General features: G+C 47.4%; 15 protein-coding genes. 12 read left to right on the forward strand and 3 right to left on the reverse strand.

Translation table 11 applies throughout. The annotated features are described in order from the left end of the window. The first annotated feature begins 46 nt into the window (after nt 1-46). The 8 genes from L3V45_RS02310 (at nt 47) to L3V45_RS02345 (ending at nt 8,393) form a co-directional block, all read left to right on the forward strand. On the forward strand, nt 47-1,669 hold the full coding sequence (locus L3V45_RS02310; RefSeq protein WP_014304391.1) for a two-component system sensor histidine kinase DctS: 1,623 nt from the start codon (nt 47-49) through the stop codon (nt 1,667-1,669). Further along, nucleotides 1,644-2,315, forward strand: coding sequence for a two-component system response regulator DctR (locus L3V45_RS02315; RefSeq protein ID WP_003156219.1), 672 nt, complete (start codon nt 1,644-1,646; stop codon nt 2,313-2,315). The genes L3V45_RS02310 and L3V45_RS02315 overlap by 26 nt, the downstream gene beginning before the upstream one ends. A 108-nt stretch (nt 2,316-2,423) precedes the next feature. Further along, the gene (dctP, locus tag L3V45_RS02320; RefSeq protein ID WP_012116859.1) at nt 2,424-3,680 is read left to right on the forward strand and encodes a C4-dicarboxylate transporter DctP; all 1,257 of its coding nucleotides are present in this window, start codon (nt 2,424-2,426) and stop codon (nt 3,678-3,680) included. Nucleotides 3,681-3,865: 185 nt separating this feature from the next. Beyond that, the gene (locus tag L3V45_RS02325) at nt 3,866-4,915 is read left to right on the forward strand and encodes an AI-2E family transporter (RefSeq protein WP_003156215.1); all 1,050 of its coding nucleotides are present in this window, start codon (nt 3,866-3,868) and stop codon (nt 4,913-4,915) included. A 101-nt stretch (nt 4,916-5,016) separates the two neighbouring features. Continuing rightward, nucleotides 5,017-5,943 (forward strand): ABC transporter ATP-binding protein, encoded by a 927-nt coding sequence (locus tag L3V45_RS02330; RefSeq protein ID WP_069013422.1) that lies wholly within the window; start codon nt 5,017-5,019, stop codon nt 5,941-5,943. Between the two features lie 19 nt (nt 5,944-5,962). After that, entirely contained in the window at nt 5,963-6,703 is a 741-nt protein-coding gene (locus L3V45_RS02335) for a DUF2705 family protein (protein WP_088005483.1), read from the forward strand. Between the two features lie 94 nt (nt 6,704-6,797). Beyond that, a complete protein-coding gene (locus L3V45_RS02340; RefSeq protein WP_003156210.1) occupies nt 6,798-7,133 on the forward strand; it encodes a hypothetical protein in 336 nt (111 codons plus the stop codon). Nucleotides 7,134-7,247: 114 nt separating this feature from the next. Beyond that, nucleotides 7,248-8,393 carry an acyl-CoA dehydrogenase family protein gene (locus L3V45_RS02345; RefSeq protein ID WP_048367693.1) on the forward strand — a complete coding sequence of 382 codons (1,146 nt, stop codon included), beginning with the start codon at nt 7,248-7,250 and terminating at the stop codon, nt 8,391-8,393. 26 nt (nt 8,394-8,419) lie between these two features. Here L3V45_RS02345 and fbpB read toward each other — a convergent pair whose 3' ends face one another. Both fbpB and L3V45_RS02355 read right to left on the reverse strand, forming a co-directional pair. Next, nucleotides 8,420-8,566 (reverse strand): Fur-regulated basic protein FbpB, encoded by a 147-nt coding sequence (fbpB, locus tag L3V45_RS02350; RefSeq protein WP_003156206.1) that lies wholly within the window; start codon nt 8,564-8,566, stop codon nt 8,420-8,422. Next, the gene (locus L3V45_RS02355) at nt 8,553-8,732 is read right to left on the reverse strand and encodes a Fur-regulated basic protein FbpA (protein ID WP_003156203.1); all 180 of its coding nucleotides are present in this window, start codon (nt 8,730-8,732) and stop codon (nt 8,553-8,555) included. The genes fbpB and L3V45_RS02355 overlap by 14 nt, the downstream gene beginning before the upstream one ends. Nucleotides 8,733-8,945: 213 nt before the next feature. Between L3V45_RS02355 and L3V45_RS02360 the strand changes: the two genes are divergently transcribed. After that, complete coding sequence (locus L3V45_RS02360; protein ID WP_003156201.1) at nt 8,946-9,839, forward strand: cation diffusion facilitator family transporter; 894 nt, start codon at nt 8,946-8,948, stop codon at nt 9,837-9,839. On the opposite strand, the gene L3V45_RS02365 is transcribed toward L3V45_RS02360, so the two are convergent. Further along, nucleotides 9,836-10,153 carry a thioredoxin family protein gene (locus L3V45_RS02365; protein ID WP_003156200.1) on the reverse strand — a complete coding sequence of 106 codons (318 nt, stop codon included), beginning with the start codon at nt 10,151-10,153 and terminating at the stop codon, nt 9,836-9,838. The two genes, L3V45_RS02360 and L3V45_RS02365, sit on opposite strands and share 4 nt — an antisense overlap. 153 nt (nt 10,154-10,306) lie before the next feature. On the opposite strand from L3V45_RS02365, the gene L3V45_RS02370 reads away from it, so the two are divergent. The 3 genes from L3V45_RS02370 (at nt 10,307) to cshA (ending at nt 14,654) form a co-directional block, all read left to right on the forward strand. Then, nucleotides 10,307-11,392 (forward strand): D-alanine--D-alanine ligase, encoded by a 1,086-nt coding sequence (locus tag L3V45_RS02370; protein ID WP_119891452.1) that lies wholly within the window; start codon nt 10,307-10,309, stop codon nt 11,390-11,392. A 76-nt stretch (nt 11,393-11,468) separates the two neighbouring features. Beyond that, nucleotides 11,469-12,839 carry a UDP-N-acetylmuramoyl-tripeptide--D-alanyl-D-alanine ligase gene (locus L3V45_RS02375; protein ID WP_003156198.1) on the forward strand — a complete coding sequence of 457 codons (1,371 nt, stop codon included), beginning with the start codon at nt 11,469-11,471 and terminating at the stop codon, nt 12,837-12,839. A gap of 330 nt (nt 12,840-13,169) precedes the next feature. Then, nucleotides 13,170-14,654: a degradosome RNA helicase CshA gene (gene cshA / locus L3V45_RS02380; RefSeq protein ID WP_003156196.1), complete on the forward strand. Its 1,485-nt coding sequence runs from the start codon at nt 13,170-13,172 to the stop codon at nt 14,652-14,654. The last annotated feature ends 3 nt before the right edge of the window (nt 14,655-14,657 follow it).

Below are 14,657 nucleotides of genomic sequence, written 5' to 3' on the forward strand. Positions count from 1 at the left end.
TAATCGGGCGGGCCGTTTTCGTAAAGAGACGGAAAGGAAGAGGCCAATGACGAAAAAAAAGCTTACCATCCGCTGGAAAATCACCATACTTTCTTATATCGTCGTGCTTTTTACCTTTTTGATCGTCGGCATCGTGCTGGTCGGCAATATCCAGCATACAGAGGAGCGTGAGCTGAAAAAACGGCTGATGAATACCGCGCGGACGGTATCTGAGATGACCGATGTCAAACGCGCCCTGGAGCAGAAAAAACAAAGGGAAGACGTGCGCCATGCGGTCGAAGAAATAAGGATCATCAATGAAGCGGACTACATCGTCGTCATGGATATGGATCATATCCGCTATTCACATCCCGTCAGCACAATGATCGGAAAGCGTTCAAGGGGTGAGGACGAAGCCGCGGCGTTCGCCGAGCACATTTATTTTTCCGAAGCAAAGGGAGAGATCGGCACCGCCGTCCGCGCTTTTTATCCCATCAAAGACCGGGATTTGAATCAGATCGGCGTTGTCCTTGCCGGTAAAACGCTGCCCGGATTCGGTGAAATTCTTCTTCAGCTGAAACATGAAATACTGTTTATCGTTCTGCTGGCGCTCGGGTTCGGACTGGCCGGCTCCTTTTTGCTGGCCCGCCACATCAAAAAACAAATGTTTTGGCTCGAGCCCCATGAGATCGTGAGAATGTATGAGGAACGGACCGCTACGTTTCATTCGATGAATGAGGGCGTCATTGCGATCGATAATCAGCATCACATCACCATTTTTAATGAAAAAGCGAAGCAGATATTCAATGTCAGACAAGAGACCGACGGCAGGCTGATCTGGGACGTGTTAAAAGATTCGCGGCTCCCTGAAATCGTCGAGCGGAACCGAGCCGTATATAATGAAGAAATCCAAGTCAGCGGAAAGGTGATCATGAGCAGCAGAATTCCGATTGTCATGAAAAAGAAGGTCATCGGAGCCGTCGCCATTTTTCAGGACAGGACGGAAGCGGCGAAAATGGCGGAAGAACTGACAGGTGTGAAAAATTTTGTCGATGCGCTCAGAGTCCAAAATCATGAACATATGAACAAGCTTCACACCATCGCGGGGCTGATTCAGCTCGGAAAATCAGAAAAAGCGCTCCGGCTTGCTTTTAAGGAATCATCAGAACAAGAAAGCGTCACTGATTTTCTTCATCAGGCCATTCAGAATGACGCCGCGGCGGGGCTGCTGTTAAGCAAAATCAAAAGAGGAAAAGAGCTTGGCATTTCTGTGAAAATTGATGAAAACAGCAGTTTCTCGGCATTTCCGGAGCATGTCGACCAGCATGACATCGTCGTCCTGCTCGGCAATTTAATTGAAAATGCGTTCGGCGCATTCGAAACAGCGGACACGGAGGACAAACATATTGACATCAGTATCGAGCAAAATGATGAAGTGCTTGCTATATTAATAGAAGACAACGGAAGCGGGATTTCCGATCAGCACATCCCGCGCCTTTATGACAAAGGGTTTACCGTCAATAAAACGGGAGGAACGGGATACGGCTTGTACCTCGTCAAACAAATCGTCGACAAAGGGATGGGCGTGATTGAAGTCGACACACGGCAGGGACAGGGAACGGCATTTTCTATATTATTTCCGATGAAGGGGGAGAAATCATTCGATGGACATCAAGGTGCTGCTTATTGAAGATGACCCGATGGTGCAGGAGGTGAATAAAGAATTTATCACCGGTGTTTCAGGGTTCAGCGTCATCGCCACGGCCGCTGACGGAGACGAGGGAATCAGGCTTATAAAAGATCTGCGGCCCGGGCTCGTGGTATTAGACGTATACATGCCGAAAAAAGACGGAATTAAAACGCTCCAGGAAATCAGAAAACAAAAGCTCGAAGTGGACGTCATCATCGTCTCGGCCGCAAAAGACAAAGAAACAATCCAGCTTATGCTGCAAAACGGTGCGGCCGACTATATTTTGAAGCCGTTTAAGCTGGAGCGGATGAGGCAGGCGCTCGAAAACTATAAACAATATAAACGGAAAATTGAAGAGCATGACACCATGTCGCAAGAGCAGCTTGACATGCTGCTGAAAATTCCGCAAAATCCGTCCCGGGATCTGCCGAAGGGGTTAAACCATTTTACGATGAATGAAATTTTGACCTATATGAAACAGCAGACGGAGCCGCTTTCAGCTGAAGAAGCCGCCAAAGCGCTCGGAATCGCAAGGGTGACGGCGCGGCGTTATCTTGATTTTCTTGAGAAGGACGGTCAGATTAAGCTCGACATTCAATACGGGGGAGTGGGACGGCCGGTTAACCGCTACAAATTCGTCCGCTAGCCGAGACCAAAAAGACCAAAATGTCCGTTATGATCATAAGCTTCCCCTCTTCGTATGAAAACGCTATCATTTTTGTATAGACGCAGCGAGAGGCAAGGGGGAGTAGGAATGAAAATTTTCAAAAATCTTACGGTGCAGGTCATCACGGCGGTGATCATCGGCGTCATTGTCGGACTCGTTTGGCCTGAGGCCGGGAAGCAGATGAAGCCGCTCGGCGATACATTTATCAATGCGGTAAAAATGATTATCGCACCGATCATATTCCTGACGATCGTGCTTGGCATCGCCAAGATGGGAGACATGAAAAAAGTCGGCAAAGTCGGGGGAAAAGCATTTATTTATTTTGAAGTCGTGACCACCATTGCCCTTATTATCGGACTTCTGGTCGTCAATATCATGAAACCCGGTGAGGGCCTTGATTACAGCAAGCTTGAAAAAGGGGATGTCTCTCAGTACACCCAAAACGGGGGACAGGGGATTGACTGGATTGAATTTATCACTCACATCGTTCCGTCAAATATGGTTGACGCTTTCGCAAAAGGCGACATTCTTCAGGTCTTATTCTTTTCTGTTTTATTCGGTGTCGGCCTGGCGGCGCTCGGTGAAAGAGGCAAAAGCATTATTGATTTCTTTGATAAACTGTCGCACGTTTTTTTCAAAATCATCGGCTACATCATGCGCGCGGCGCCGATCGGCGCATTCGGGGCCATGGCCTATACGATCGGGCACTTCGGCCTTGATTCCATCAAGCCGCTGGCGAGTCTGATGCTGTCTGTATACGTTACGATGTTCCTGTTTGTATTTGTCGCTTTGAATATCATTTGCAAACTATTCGGTTTCAGCTTGTGGAACTATCTCCGTTTTATTAAAGATGAACTGCTCATCGTTCTCGGCACAAGCTCTTCTGAGTCCGTCCTTCCGCGGATGATGGATAAAATGGAGCGTTACGGCTGTTCCAAATCGGTTGTCGGCCTTGTCATTCCGACGGGATATTCTTTTAACCTGGACGGCACCTCGATCTATCTGTCCATGGCGACGGTTTTTCTGGCGCAGGTGTTCGGCGTTGATCTTACCATCGGCCAGCAGGTTACGATCATTCTCGTGCTGATGCTGACATCAAAAGGCGCGGCGGGCGTAACCGGAAGCGGATTTATCGTGCTCGCCTCCACTTTATCGGCGCTTCAGGTTATTCCGCTGGAGGGACTGGCGCTGCTCCTCGGCGTTGACCGCTTTATGAGTGAAGGAAGGGCGATCGTCAACCTGATCGGAAACGGAATCGCCACCATCATCGTAGCCAAGAGCGAAAATGAGTTTGACGAAGCGAAAAGCACACAGGCCGTAAAAGAAATGAAAACGGCGGTATAAAAGGAAAGGAACGGCATGCATCCGGCATGCCGTTCTTTTTTTCGGCCGCCATGAGTAAAAAAGATAAATTTGTTTAAATTTATTAGGAGGTGGACAAAGACCTTAGCGTCATTTTGTTATATAATTTACAATTAGAGAGTGAAAGATGAAATCTAAGGGCTTTTTGTCCTAGCAGGAGTGTATAAATGGCGGCTATTTTTAAATTTTTTCAGCATCCGGGTGTCAGACGTTTTTCCGTTTTTCTTGTTTTGACTGGGGTGTTAGTTGTATTCCGAAGTATGATTAATTTGATTTTGCTTACGTTTATTTTTACTTTTCTGATGGATCGGCTGGAGACTGTCATCCGGCATGTGTTGAACCATTTTTTCCGGATCAGCCAGAGGGTGGTCATCACCATTTTATATATTGCGCTGGCTGTCGGGGCGACTGTCGGAGGCTTTGTCTTTTACCCGATTGTTGCCAAGCAGATTGAACAGCTGATTAAGCAGATCAAGCACATCGCGTATCATCCCGATGTCATTCCGTTTTATGATGAGATATCGAGCGTGTTCGGCGATATCAATATCGGTTCCTATGTAAAAGAAGGTTTTAATGTACTGTATACATACTTGGCCGATATCAGCACTTTCGGTTTGCAGGTCGTGATGTCACTGATTCTCAGCATGTTTTTCCTGTTCGAGAAAAAGCGGCTCACGGAGTTTATGAAAAAATTTCAGCACAGCAAGCTGTCTGTTTTTTACTACGAACTTGCTTATTTCGGCAGCAAATTTGCGAGAACATTCGGCAAAGTGCTTGAAGCCCAATTTATTATCGCGCTGGTGAACTGTATCCTCACCTTGATCGCATTGGCGATTCTGCATTTTCCGCAGCTGTTCGGCCTGTCCATCATGGTCTTTTTCCTCGGGCTCATTCCCGTGGCGGGTGTGGTGATTTCGCTCATTCCGCTCAGCATCATCGCGTATACGACGGGCGGCGCTGCGTACGTCATCTACATCGTGCTGGTCATTTTCGTCATTCATGCGATTGAGACGTACTTCCTTAATCCGAAACTGATGTCAGCAAAAACGGAACTGCCGATCTTTTTTACCTTTACGGTTCTGATTTTCTCAGAACATTTCTTCGGCATTTGGGGCTTGATTATCGGAATTCCGATTTTTGTGTTCCTGCTTGATATTCTGGATGTCGTCAATAATGAGGAGAAGGAAAAAAACGGACCGGTCCCGGATAAGACATAACGACGGCTCCGGCTCTTCACGAATATATGACTAATGTTATAATGCAGACAGTGCCTATGTACGGGCACTGTTTATTTTTTGTGAAAAAGGAGGAAGGCTGTATGACTGAGCCGATTTTACATATTGAAGGCCTTGACAAAACAATAGGCAAAAAGCACATTTTAAAAAACATCAGCATGGATGTCAGGCAGGGCGAGATCATCGGTTTGCTCGGTCCGAACGGGTCGGGAAAAACCACACTTATCCGAATCATCGTCGGCCTTTTAAAGAAAAACAGCGGCACGATTACAATTAACGGCTTTCAGCACGATGCTGATTTCGAAAAAGCGCTTGAATCCGTCGGAGCGATCGTGGAAAATCCTGAATTCTACCCGTACCTGACGGGGTGGGAAAATCTGAAGCACTTTGCCAACATGCACAAAAACATCAAAGAAGACAGGCTTCAGGAAGTCATCGAGCGGGTCGGGCTCACAAATGCCGTTCATGACAAAGTTAAAACGTATTCCCTTGGCATGCGTCAGCGTCTCGGGATTGCACAGGCCATTCTTCACCGTCCGAATCTGCTCATTTTAGATGAACCGACAAACGGGCTTGATCCCGGCGGAATGAAGGATTTCCGCGATCACTTAAAGGAACTCGCGGAGCTTGAAGGGACGAGCATCCTTTTTGCGACGCATTTATTGCGTGAAGTGGAGGACCTTTGCGACCGTGTCATCATCATTCAAAAAGGTGAGATCAAAACAGAGGTTGTTCTGCGCGGCGCTGCGGAAAAAGAAGAAAAAGCCATCCTCGACATTCAGCCGGCTGACGAAGCCTTCGAATGGCTGTCCCAGCAGCAATTCGTTCCGGAGAAAAACGGCGGGAGCATTACCGTCACCGTAGCGAAGAAGGACATCCCGGCATTAAACCGTGCGCTCGTCGGACAAGACTTTCTCGTGTATTCCATCATGCCGTATGCGGAATCGCTGGAGGATGAATTCATGAAAGTGACGACGGCGCTTCAAGAGGAGGGGGAGACGAATGTTTAAATTGACAGCGAATGAGCATATGAAACTCTTTAACCGAAAAGTCTCATTAGTGGCGCTGATTCTGATGGCCGTTCTCCAATTTATTATGGCGCTTGTCATTAAACGGCTTGTCATCAGTTCCGGAACGGATGAGAATTTCATCGGCTATATGGCGTACGCCCCCGGGCTGAATATTCTGCTTGAGGCATTAACGATCGTGATCGCGGCAACGATCATTTCCGCTGAATTTGATAAGAAAACGATCAAATTTTTGTTAATCCGCCCGGTAAAGCGGGAGCGGATTTTTGTATCTAAACTCATTACCGTATTTTTGGTCAGCTTGTACCTGTATGCGGCGTACTATATTCTGTCTCTGCTGTTCGGCATGGCTTTCTTCGGAGTGTCGGTGACATCTGAATCAGGGACGCTTCTTGTGAACACCCTGAAAGTAATCGGCACGAACTGGGTCGAGGCGTTTGCGATGGCATGCTTTGGCTTGTTGTGTTCTTCTGTATTCCGAAACAGCGCAACGGCCGTCATTTTGTCATTTATCGTGCTGTACGGCGCAAAATCACTTGTGACGATTATGTCGCTCTTCCAAAACAAATGGGGAAGTTTTCTGCTGTTCGCAAATACTGACCTGACGCAATATATGAGCGGGGCGAAGCCGCTGTTTGCGGGAATGACGCCGTTATTTTCCGCAGGCATTATCATTATCCATATCGTATTCTTCTTAGCCGTCGCTTGGTGGAGCTTTTGCAAACGCGATGTTCGGGTATAAAGTAAAGGAATGACATTTTTGTGAAAAAGATCACGATAAATCAATAATTTATGCTATTTTGATTTATAATAAAGGTAATGACGGAGGTGCTCACTTGAGAAATTTTATTACCGCATTACCGATTGTGTTATTGCTTGGTTTTTCCTTTGTGTCATTCATGTTTCAATTCGAACATCTTGTTTATTTCAGGCTTGCGCTGGGTTTGTTTTCTACAGTGGGGCTGTTTCTCTTATATAAAATGAAGACGGGATTCCGTTATTTCATCATCTACCTGTATGCAAGCTGGATCGTGCTTGCGGCGGTTACCGCGTTTGAAGAGCCGATTTTTTCAAGCTTTTTCTTTGGCGGGCTTGTGATGACGATGGGTTATCTCACATATATGCTGATTTATCTCGGGCTCAAGCAGGACCGCGGCCCGGAAGCAGTCTGAACGCGCTATTCTATGGAATAGCGTGTTTTTTTGTACAGCCTTACAGTTGCGAAACGAGACTTGAATCTCTATAATACTTATTAACTTTATCGGAATTATAATGGGGGGATTCCAGTGTCTTTATGGATACAGAATGAACGGCAGCGGGAATGGATGGAAAAAATCGGCCTGCTTGCAGACGAATTTCAAAAAACAGCCGCGCTTGATGATGAGGCGGGCCGTTTTCCCGCGGAGAAAATTCAAAGACTGCGCGACGCGGGATATACGGCGTTAACGGTACCTGAGGCATTCGGCGGTGCAGGCATTTCCGTTTATGAGATGGTGCTGTTTCAGGAACGGCTGGCGCGGGGAGACGCGGCCGTCGCTCTCGGAATCGGCTGGCATTTATCCGTCATGGGTGAGCTCGGAGAAGGAAACAGCTGGGATGAAGGTGTCTTTTCATTTATCACAAAAGAGGTGAAAAAGGGAGCCGTCCTGAACAGGGCAGCGACGGAACGGCAGACCGGCAGTCCGACGAGGGGAGGAAGACCCGGCACTTCCGCTGTCAAAAAAGACGGAAAATGGGTGCTGAACGGCCGAAAAACCTTTACAACCCTTTCGCTGACTTTGGATTATATGCTTGTGACGGCATGGATTGAAGAAAAACAAACGACCGGTGTTTTTCTCATTCATAAAGATCAGGCAGGCGTTTCAGTCGAAGAAACATGGGATATGATTGCCATGAAGGCGACCGGAAGCCATGATCTCCTTTTAGATCATGTCACGGTCAGTGACGAGCGGCTTGTGGAGCTTATCAGCGGGCCGAGAGCGGCGAAAGTGAATGGCTGGCTGCTTCACATTCCCGCTGCTTATCTGGGCATCGCTCAAGCGGCAAGGGACTATGCCGTCCGGTTTGCATCTGAATATTCGCCGAACAGCCTGAACGGACCGATTAAAGACGTGCCGGCCGTTCAGCAGCGTGTCGGGGAAATGGAGCTTGAATTGTTAAAAGCGAGACAGTTTCTCTTCACGGCGGCGCAAATGTATGATGACCCGAAACGCCGCCCTTTCATCAAAAGCGAGCTCGGCGCGGCTAAACATATTGTGACAAATGCCGTCCTTTCTGTTGTTGACAAAGCAATGAGAATCACCGGCGCAAAAAGCCTGGAGCGAAATAATCCGCTTCAGCGGTATTATCGGGATGCCCGGGCCGGCCTTCACAATCCGCCGATGGACGATGCGGTCATCGGCAAATTAGCGGCGGAAGCCTTTGAGCAATAAAAAAAAGAGCCTGAAAAAGGCTCTTTTTATGTATGGCTGTTGTGCCTGAGCAGTTTTTGATGCTTGCGGTCAATTCTGTCATAGATCACATTCATCAGCTTTTGATTATTCATAATGGCCGCCTTGTTTTCTTTTATCAGCTGTTCGTATGTTTTTATTTTACGTTTCGCCATGAGCCCGCACCTTCCTTACATATTTGTATTCGCTTTCTAATTCTCCGAGCGATAATTCATATAAATGCCGTTCCGACTTTTTGTATATTCCGTTATTGATCAGCAAATGGATCAGATGTTTTTTTCGTCCTTCAACTGATGATCTGAGCTGAGGAGAAGACCTCATGATTACCCTCCTAATCAAATGATATTGAGAATCATTATCAGTTAATGAAAGTATACAATGGACATATTCATATGTAAAGGAAAAATACCGCCAATTTTTCGACAAATAGTTTCCCGGGGAATAATGCTGTCGAATATTGCATTTGGTCAGATCAAAGCTGCTATTTTTCCGCTTTTCCATCCATACTATGAATGAGAATGGAGGAGTCCTTACATGAATGATCAAACGGCAAACTTAAAACGGGGCGAAAAAGGCGCGATTCTTAATATCGCCGCGTACCTCATCCTTGCCGCCGTCAAACTGGTGATCGGTCTTATTTATCATTCCGAAGCGCTCAGTGCGGACGGGTTAAATAATGCCACGGATATTGTCGCATCACTGGCTGTGCTGATCGGGCTCCGGATTTCCCAGCGCCCCGCGGACAGTGATCATGCCTACGGACATTATCGGGCTGAAACAATTTCTTCATTAATTGCGTCTTTTATTATGATGGCGGTCGGTATTGAAGTGCTGATCGGAGGAGCAAAGGCGATTGTCAGCGGAACGGAGGCCGAGCCGAGCTTCATTGCGGCATGGACGGCGCTAGGAAGCGCGATTGTCATGTACGGCATGTATGTATATAACAGCCGTCTTGCGGATCGGGTTAAAAGTTCTGCGCTTCATGCGGCGGCGAAAGACAGCCGTTCTGACGCCTATGTCAGTATTGGGGCGTTGATAGGCGTCTTAACGGCCCGGCTTCATCTGCCGTGGATTGATCCGGTCATTGCTTTTCTGATCGGAATTATCATCTGTAAGACGGCATGGGATATCTTCAAAGATGCTTCCCACTCATTAACGGACGGGTTTGATCTGAAAGATTTGGAGCCGTATAAACACACAGTGAAAGAAATAAAAGAGGTCAGCAGGCTGAAGGATGTGAAAGCAAGGTATTTGGGGAGCACGGTTCATGTGGAAATGGTCATTACGGTAGATCCGGGACTGTCTGTGAAAGAAGGCCATGAAGTAGCCGATGAAGTCGAATATGCAATAAAACATGAACATGATGTGACTCATGTCCATGTCCATGTAGAGCCTGAAGTCATAAACAAAGATCGTGAAACGAATTAAATATGCTGTGATAAAAACTCTGTGACTTCTTCGGGCGTTTTCGCGTTTGCGCTGTGAAGATGCGCTTTCTTTTCGCCGTTTTTAAAGATCAGAAGGCTCGGTATGCCCATTACCTGATATTTGTCGGCAAGCTCAGGGAGCTCGTCTCTGTTCAGCTCATACCAATCATTTTGATTATATTCTTCCAAAATATCGCCGATGAACATATTCATGCGCGTGCAGTCAGGGCACCAATCAGCGAAAAATTTCACGATGATTTCCTTGTCGGATTGAATAAGTTCATTAAATTGTTCTGTTGTACTGATTTTTTTCATATGACACATCTCCTTTTCCATGCCATTTTAATATAAAATAAAAAGGAATTACATACAAATGCTTTCATATTCAGAATGCCCAAAAATAATTAGATCATTTTCTGAGGAAAGTGATAAGATAGTAAAGATGAATTGTTGTGGGGGGAATATCCATTGAAAACAAGTCTAGGATTGGTGTACGGCGGAAAGTCAGCCGAACACAATGTATCGCTGCAGACAGCATTAGCTGTAACAAAAGCGCTTAATACTGAGAAGTTTGATATACATCCGATTTACATCACTGAAAAAGGAGAATGGCAAAGAGGCCCGCTGCTGACTGAGCCGGTTTCCAACGTGAAAATGCTTCAGTTGGAACAAAACGGTGAAAGTTTCGCTCTATCAGCATTGAACCGGGAAATGTTTCCTGAAGCGTCGCCTGACGAAAAGGCGCCGATCGATGTCGTATTTCCGCTTCTGCACGGACCGAACGGTGAAGACGGCACCATTCAGGGACTGCTGGAATTGCTGAACGTTCCTTATGTCGGCAACGGAGTGCTTGCATCATCAGCCGGCATGGATAAAGTCATCATGAAGCATTTGTTCGCTCAAGCGGGGCTTCCGCAGGCGAAGTACGCCGCTTTCTTAAAAAAGGACTGGAAACAGACGCCGGACAGCTGCTTACAGCAGGTTGAAGAGAAGCTGGGATATCCGTGCTTCGTCAAACCGGCGAACCTCGGGTCAAGCGTCGGAATCAGCAAATGCCGAAATCGCGAAGAGCTTGAAAAAGCCTTCGAACTGGCTTTTGAGTATGACCGGAAAATTGTGGTGGAAGAAGGAATCGCCGGCAGAGAAATCGAAATCGGCGTACTCGGAAATGACGAACCGAAATGTTCCGCCGTCGGTGAAATCGCGCCGAAAACCGACTTTTACGATTACAAAGCGAAATATGAAGACGGCGACACGGATTTAATGATTCCCGCGCAAGTGACGGATGAACAATATGCGGAAATCAGCGAGATGGCGATTAAAGCCTTCAAAGCGATTGACGGATCAGGCCTTGTCCGCGCCGATTTCTTCCTGACCAATGACGGTCAAGTGCTCATTAACGAAGTGAACACAATGCCGGGCTTTACGCCATTCAGCATGTTCCCGCTGCTTTGGAAAGAAGCAGGCGTAGATTACAGTGATCTGATCGAACAGCTGGTTGAGCTGGCAAAAGAACGCCATGCCGAAAAACAGCTGATTAAACATACATTTTAATGAAGACGGACACTGCCTGAAGGGGCAGTGTCTTTTCCCGTAACAGACAACATTTTCAGAAAGCGAGGTGCCACCTTTGATAAAGCGAACTGTAAAACGAATCGCCGACATGGTCAAAGGCACACTGACAAACCCTGTATTTGAACAAACAATGATTGAGGGCGCCGCAACCGATACGCGGACTTTGGAAAAAAATCAGCTGTTCATTCCTTTAAAAGGCGAGCATTTTAACGGCCATACCTTTGTGCCGCAAGCATTCGAAAAAGGCGTTTCCGCGGTGTTGTGGGACCGCTCTGAACCGAATCCGCCGGAAGAGCGTGCCGTCATCCTTGTCGATGACACGCTGGAGGCGCTGCAGACATTGGCGAAAGCTTATTTGAAAGAACTCGGCACACGGGTCATCGGGGTGACCGGGAGCAACGGAAAAACGACAACGAAAGACATGCTTCACGCCGTTCTCAGTACTCAGTACCGTGTTCACAAAACCGCCGGCAATTTCAACAACCATATCGGCCTGCCGCTGACCGTGCTTGCCATGCCTGAAGATACAGAAATCGCCGTTTTAGAAATGGGAATGAGCGCGAGAGGCGAAATTGATTTTCTGAGCCGTCTTGCTGAACCGGAAGCTGCCGTCATTACCAATATCGGCGAATCCCACATGCAGGATTTAGGCTCAAGAGAAGGAATTGCGGAGGCGAAACTTGAAATTATAAACGGACTTCGGGAAGACGGCGTTCTGTTTTATTTCGGGGATGAGCCGCTGCTCCGCGAAAAGGCGTACACTTGCCGGACAACGACATACGGCGCAGGCGCTGACAATGATCTCCGTCTGAAAGAAATAAAACAGGCGGAAGAAGGCACGTACTTCAGTATCGACGGGATCGAACGTTCTTTCTTTATTCCGGTTCTCGGCAGACATAATGTGATGAATGCCATGGCCGCATACGCCGCCGGCATCTATTTCGGCATTACGCCGGAAAATGCCGCTCTGGGACTGAGCCGCCTGAAGGTGACGGGGATGAGATTGGAACTGGTTAAAACGGAAAACGGCATCTCGATCGTAAACGACGCGTATAATGCGAGCCCGACGTCAATGAAAGCGGCGGTCGAATTAATCGAAACGATGAAAGGCTATCGGAAGAAAATGCTCGTGCTCGGTGATATGCTTGAACTCGGTGATGAAGAAAAAGCATTCCACGAAGAATGCGGAGCTGCGATCAATCCGGCGGAAATTGACCATGTATTTACTTACGGCACACTCGGCGCATTCATCGCAGACGGAGCGCGCCGGCATTTTGAAGAAGGGCGCGTCAGCCATTATCTCGACAAAAAAGAACTGCTTCACGCCATACAGGATATGGCCGCTTCCGGCGATCTCCTTCTGTTTAAAGCATCGAGAGGTATGAAGCTCGAAGAAATCGTTAAAGATTTATTAGAGAAGAACTGAAAAAATACTGATCAGCATTATAAAAATATACAAAAATGAAGAAACTAATTCAGGGTGAAATAATTCTGTCCGTATGAAAAAGAAAGGCCGCCGGCTGGGAAATCCCGTCCGGCGCGGGGTCCGGCCTCGTTTGCGGGAAGAATCCGGTCAGGCCGCTTCCGGCCGCCTGACCATCTCGCCTTATTGAAAAACACATAGTGTAATGGTAAGATTAAACGTAAAGTAATTCGGGCTTTGTATACGTATGATCCTGTCCTTTGGATGAAAGGGCAGTTTTTAGTGGTAAATCACGACATTACTGAAACAGCAATCAGAAGGAGTTTGAATAATTTGACTATAACGTTTCAAGATTTCCAATTAAGTTCTGATCTCATGAAATCAATCAATCGTATGGGATTTGAAGAAGCAACACCGATTCAGGCACAAACGATTCCGCTCGGACTTTTAAATAAAGATGTCATCGGACAAGCGCAAACAGGTACAGGTAAAACAGCTGCGTTCGGTATACCCCTTGTTGAAAAAATGAACCCCGAGTCTCCTAATATTCAAGCAATCGTAATCGCGCCAACCCGTGAATTAGCCATTCAAGTATCTGAAGAGTTATATAAAATCGGACAAGATAAGCGTGCGAAAGTGCTGCCTATTTACGGCGGTCAGGATATCGGACGTCAGATCCGCGCATTGAAGAAAAACCCGCATATCATCGTAGGTACGCCGGGGCGTCTTCTTGACCATATCAACCGCCGCACGATCCGTTTAAACAACGTGAACACGGTTGTCATGGACGAGGCTGATGAAATGCTGAACATGGGATTCATTGATGATATTGAATCCATTCTCTCAAACGTGCCGAGCGACCACCAAACGCTCTTATTCTCAGCAACAATGCCTGCGCCGATCAAACGGATCGCAGAGCGTTTCATGACTGAGCCGGAACACGTAAAAGTAAAAGCGAAAGAAATGACTGTGTCCAACATTCAGCAGTTCTACTTGGAAGTGCAGGAGCGCAAAAAATTCGATACGCTGACTCGTCTTCTTGACATTCAGTCTCCGGAACTTGCGATTGTATTCGGCCGTACAAAACGCCGTGTTGACGAATTGACGGAAGCGCTGAACCTTCGCGGATATGCGGCTGAAGGAATTCACGGCGACTTAACGCAGGCGAAGCGTATGGTAGCGCTCCGTAAGTTTAAAGAAGGTGCGATCGAAGTGCTTGTAGCGACTGACGTTGCTGCCCGCGGACTTGATATCTCAGGTGTTACCCACGTTTACAACTTTGACGTGCCTCAAGATCCTGAAAGTTACGTTCACCGTATCGGAAGAACGGGACGCGCAGGAAAAACGGGTATGGCGATGACGTTTATCACACCGCGTGAGAAAAACATGCTTCGCGCGATCGAACAAACGACAAAACGCAAAATGGACCGCATGAAAGAGCCGACGCTTGACGAAGCATTAGAAGGTCAGCAGCAGGTGACGGTTGACCGTCTGCGCACGGCGATCAGCGAAAACAACCTGAACTTCTACATGACGGCAGCTGCGGAATTGTTAGAAGATCATGATGCAGTGACAGTTGTGGCTGCAGCCATTAAAATGGCGACAAAAGAGCCGGACAGCACGCCTGTACGCCTCACTGATGAAGCGCCGATGGTCAGCAAACGCTATAAAAACCAGCGTACTTCTAAGCGCAGAGACGGCCAAGGCGGCGGCTACCGCGGCGGCAAAGGGAAAAACAACAACCGTTCTTCCTACGATAAAAAACGCTCAAGCGACCGCCGTTCTTCAGGTGACAGACGCCAGAAAAAATCATACTAAAAC

The organism is Bacillus sp. R45 (genome assembly GCF_021729365.1).
Lineage (GTDB): Bacteria > Bacillota > Bacilli > Bacillales > Bacillaceae > Bacillus > Bacillus velezensis.

Bases quoted from the DNA above. Each gene is read 5' to 3' on its own strand.
- fbpB (WP_003156206.1), bottom strand. From the start codon at position 8,566: ATGGCGAAACGTAAAATAAAAACATACGAACAGCTGATAAAAGAAAAC.
- L3V45_RS02330 (WP_069013422.1), top strand. From the start codon at position 5,017: ATGACTGAGCCGATTTTACATATTGAAGGCCTTGACAAAACAATAGGC.
- L3V45_RS02355 (WP_003156203.1), bottom strand. From the start codon at position 8,732: ATGAGGTCTTCTCCTCAGCTCAGATCATCAGTTGAAGGACGAAAAAAA.
- L3V45_RS02310 (WP_014304391.1), top strand. From the start codon at position 47: ATGACGAAAAAAAAGCTTACCATCCGCTGGAAAATCACCATACTTTCT.
- L3V45_RS02325 (WP_003156215.1), top strand. From the start codon at position 3,866: ATGGCGGCTATTTTTAAATTTTTTCAGCATCCGGGTGTCAGACGTTTT.
- L3V45_RS02335 (WP_088005483.1), top strand. From the start codon at position 5,963: ATGAAACTCTTTAACCGAAAAGTCTCATTAGTGGCGCTGATTCTGATG.
- dctP (WP_012116859.1), top strand. From the start codon at position 2,424: ATGAAAATTTTCAAAAATCTTACGGTGCAGGTCATCACGGCGGTGATC.
- L3V45_RS02315 (WP_003156219.1), top strand. From the start codon at position 1,644: ATGGACATCAAGGTGCTGCTTATTGAAGATGACCCGATGGTGCAGGAG.
- L3V45_RS02365 (WP_003156200.1), bottom strand. From the start codon at position 10,153: ATGAAAAAAATCAGTACAACAGAACAATTTAATGAACTTATTCAATCC.
- L3V45_RS02360 (WP_003156201.1), top strand. From the start codon at position 8,946: ATGAATGATCAAACGGCAAACTTAAAACGGGGCGAAAAAGGCGCGATT.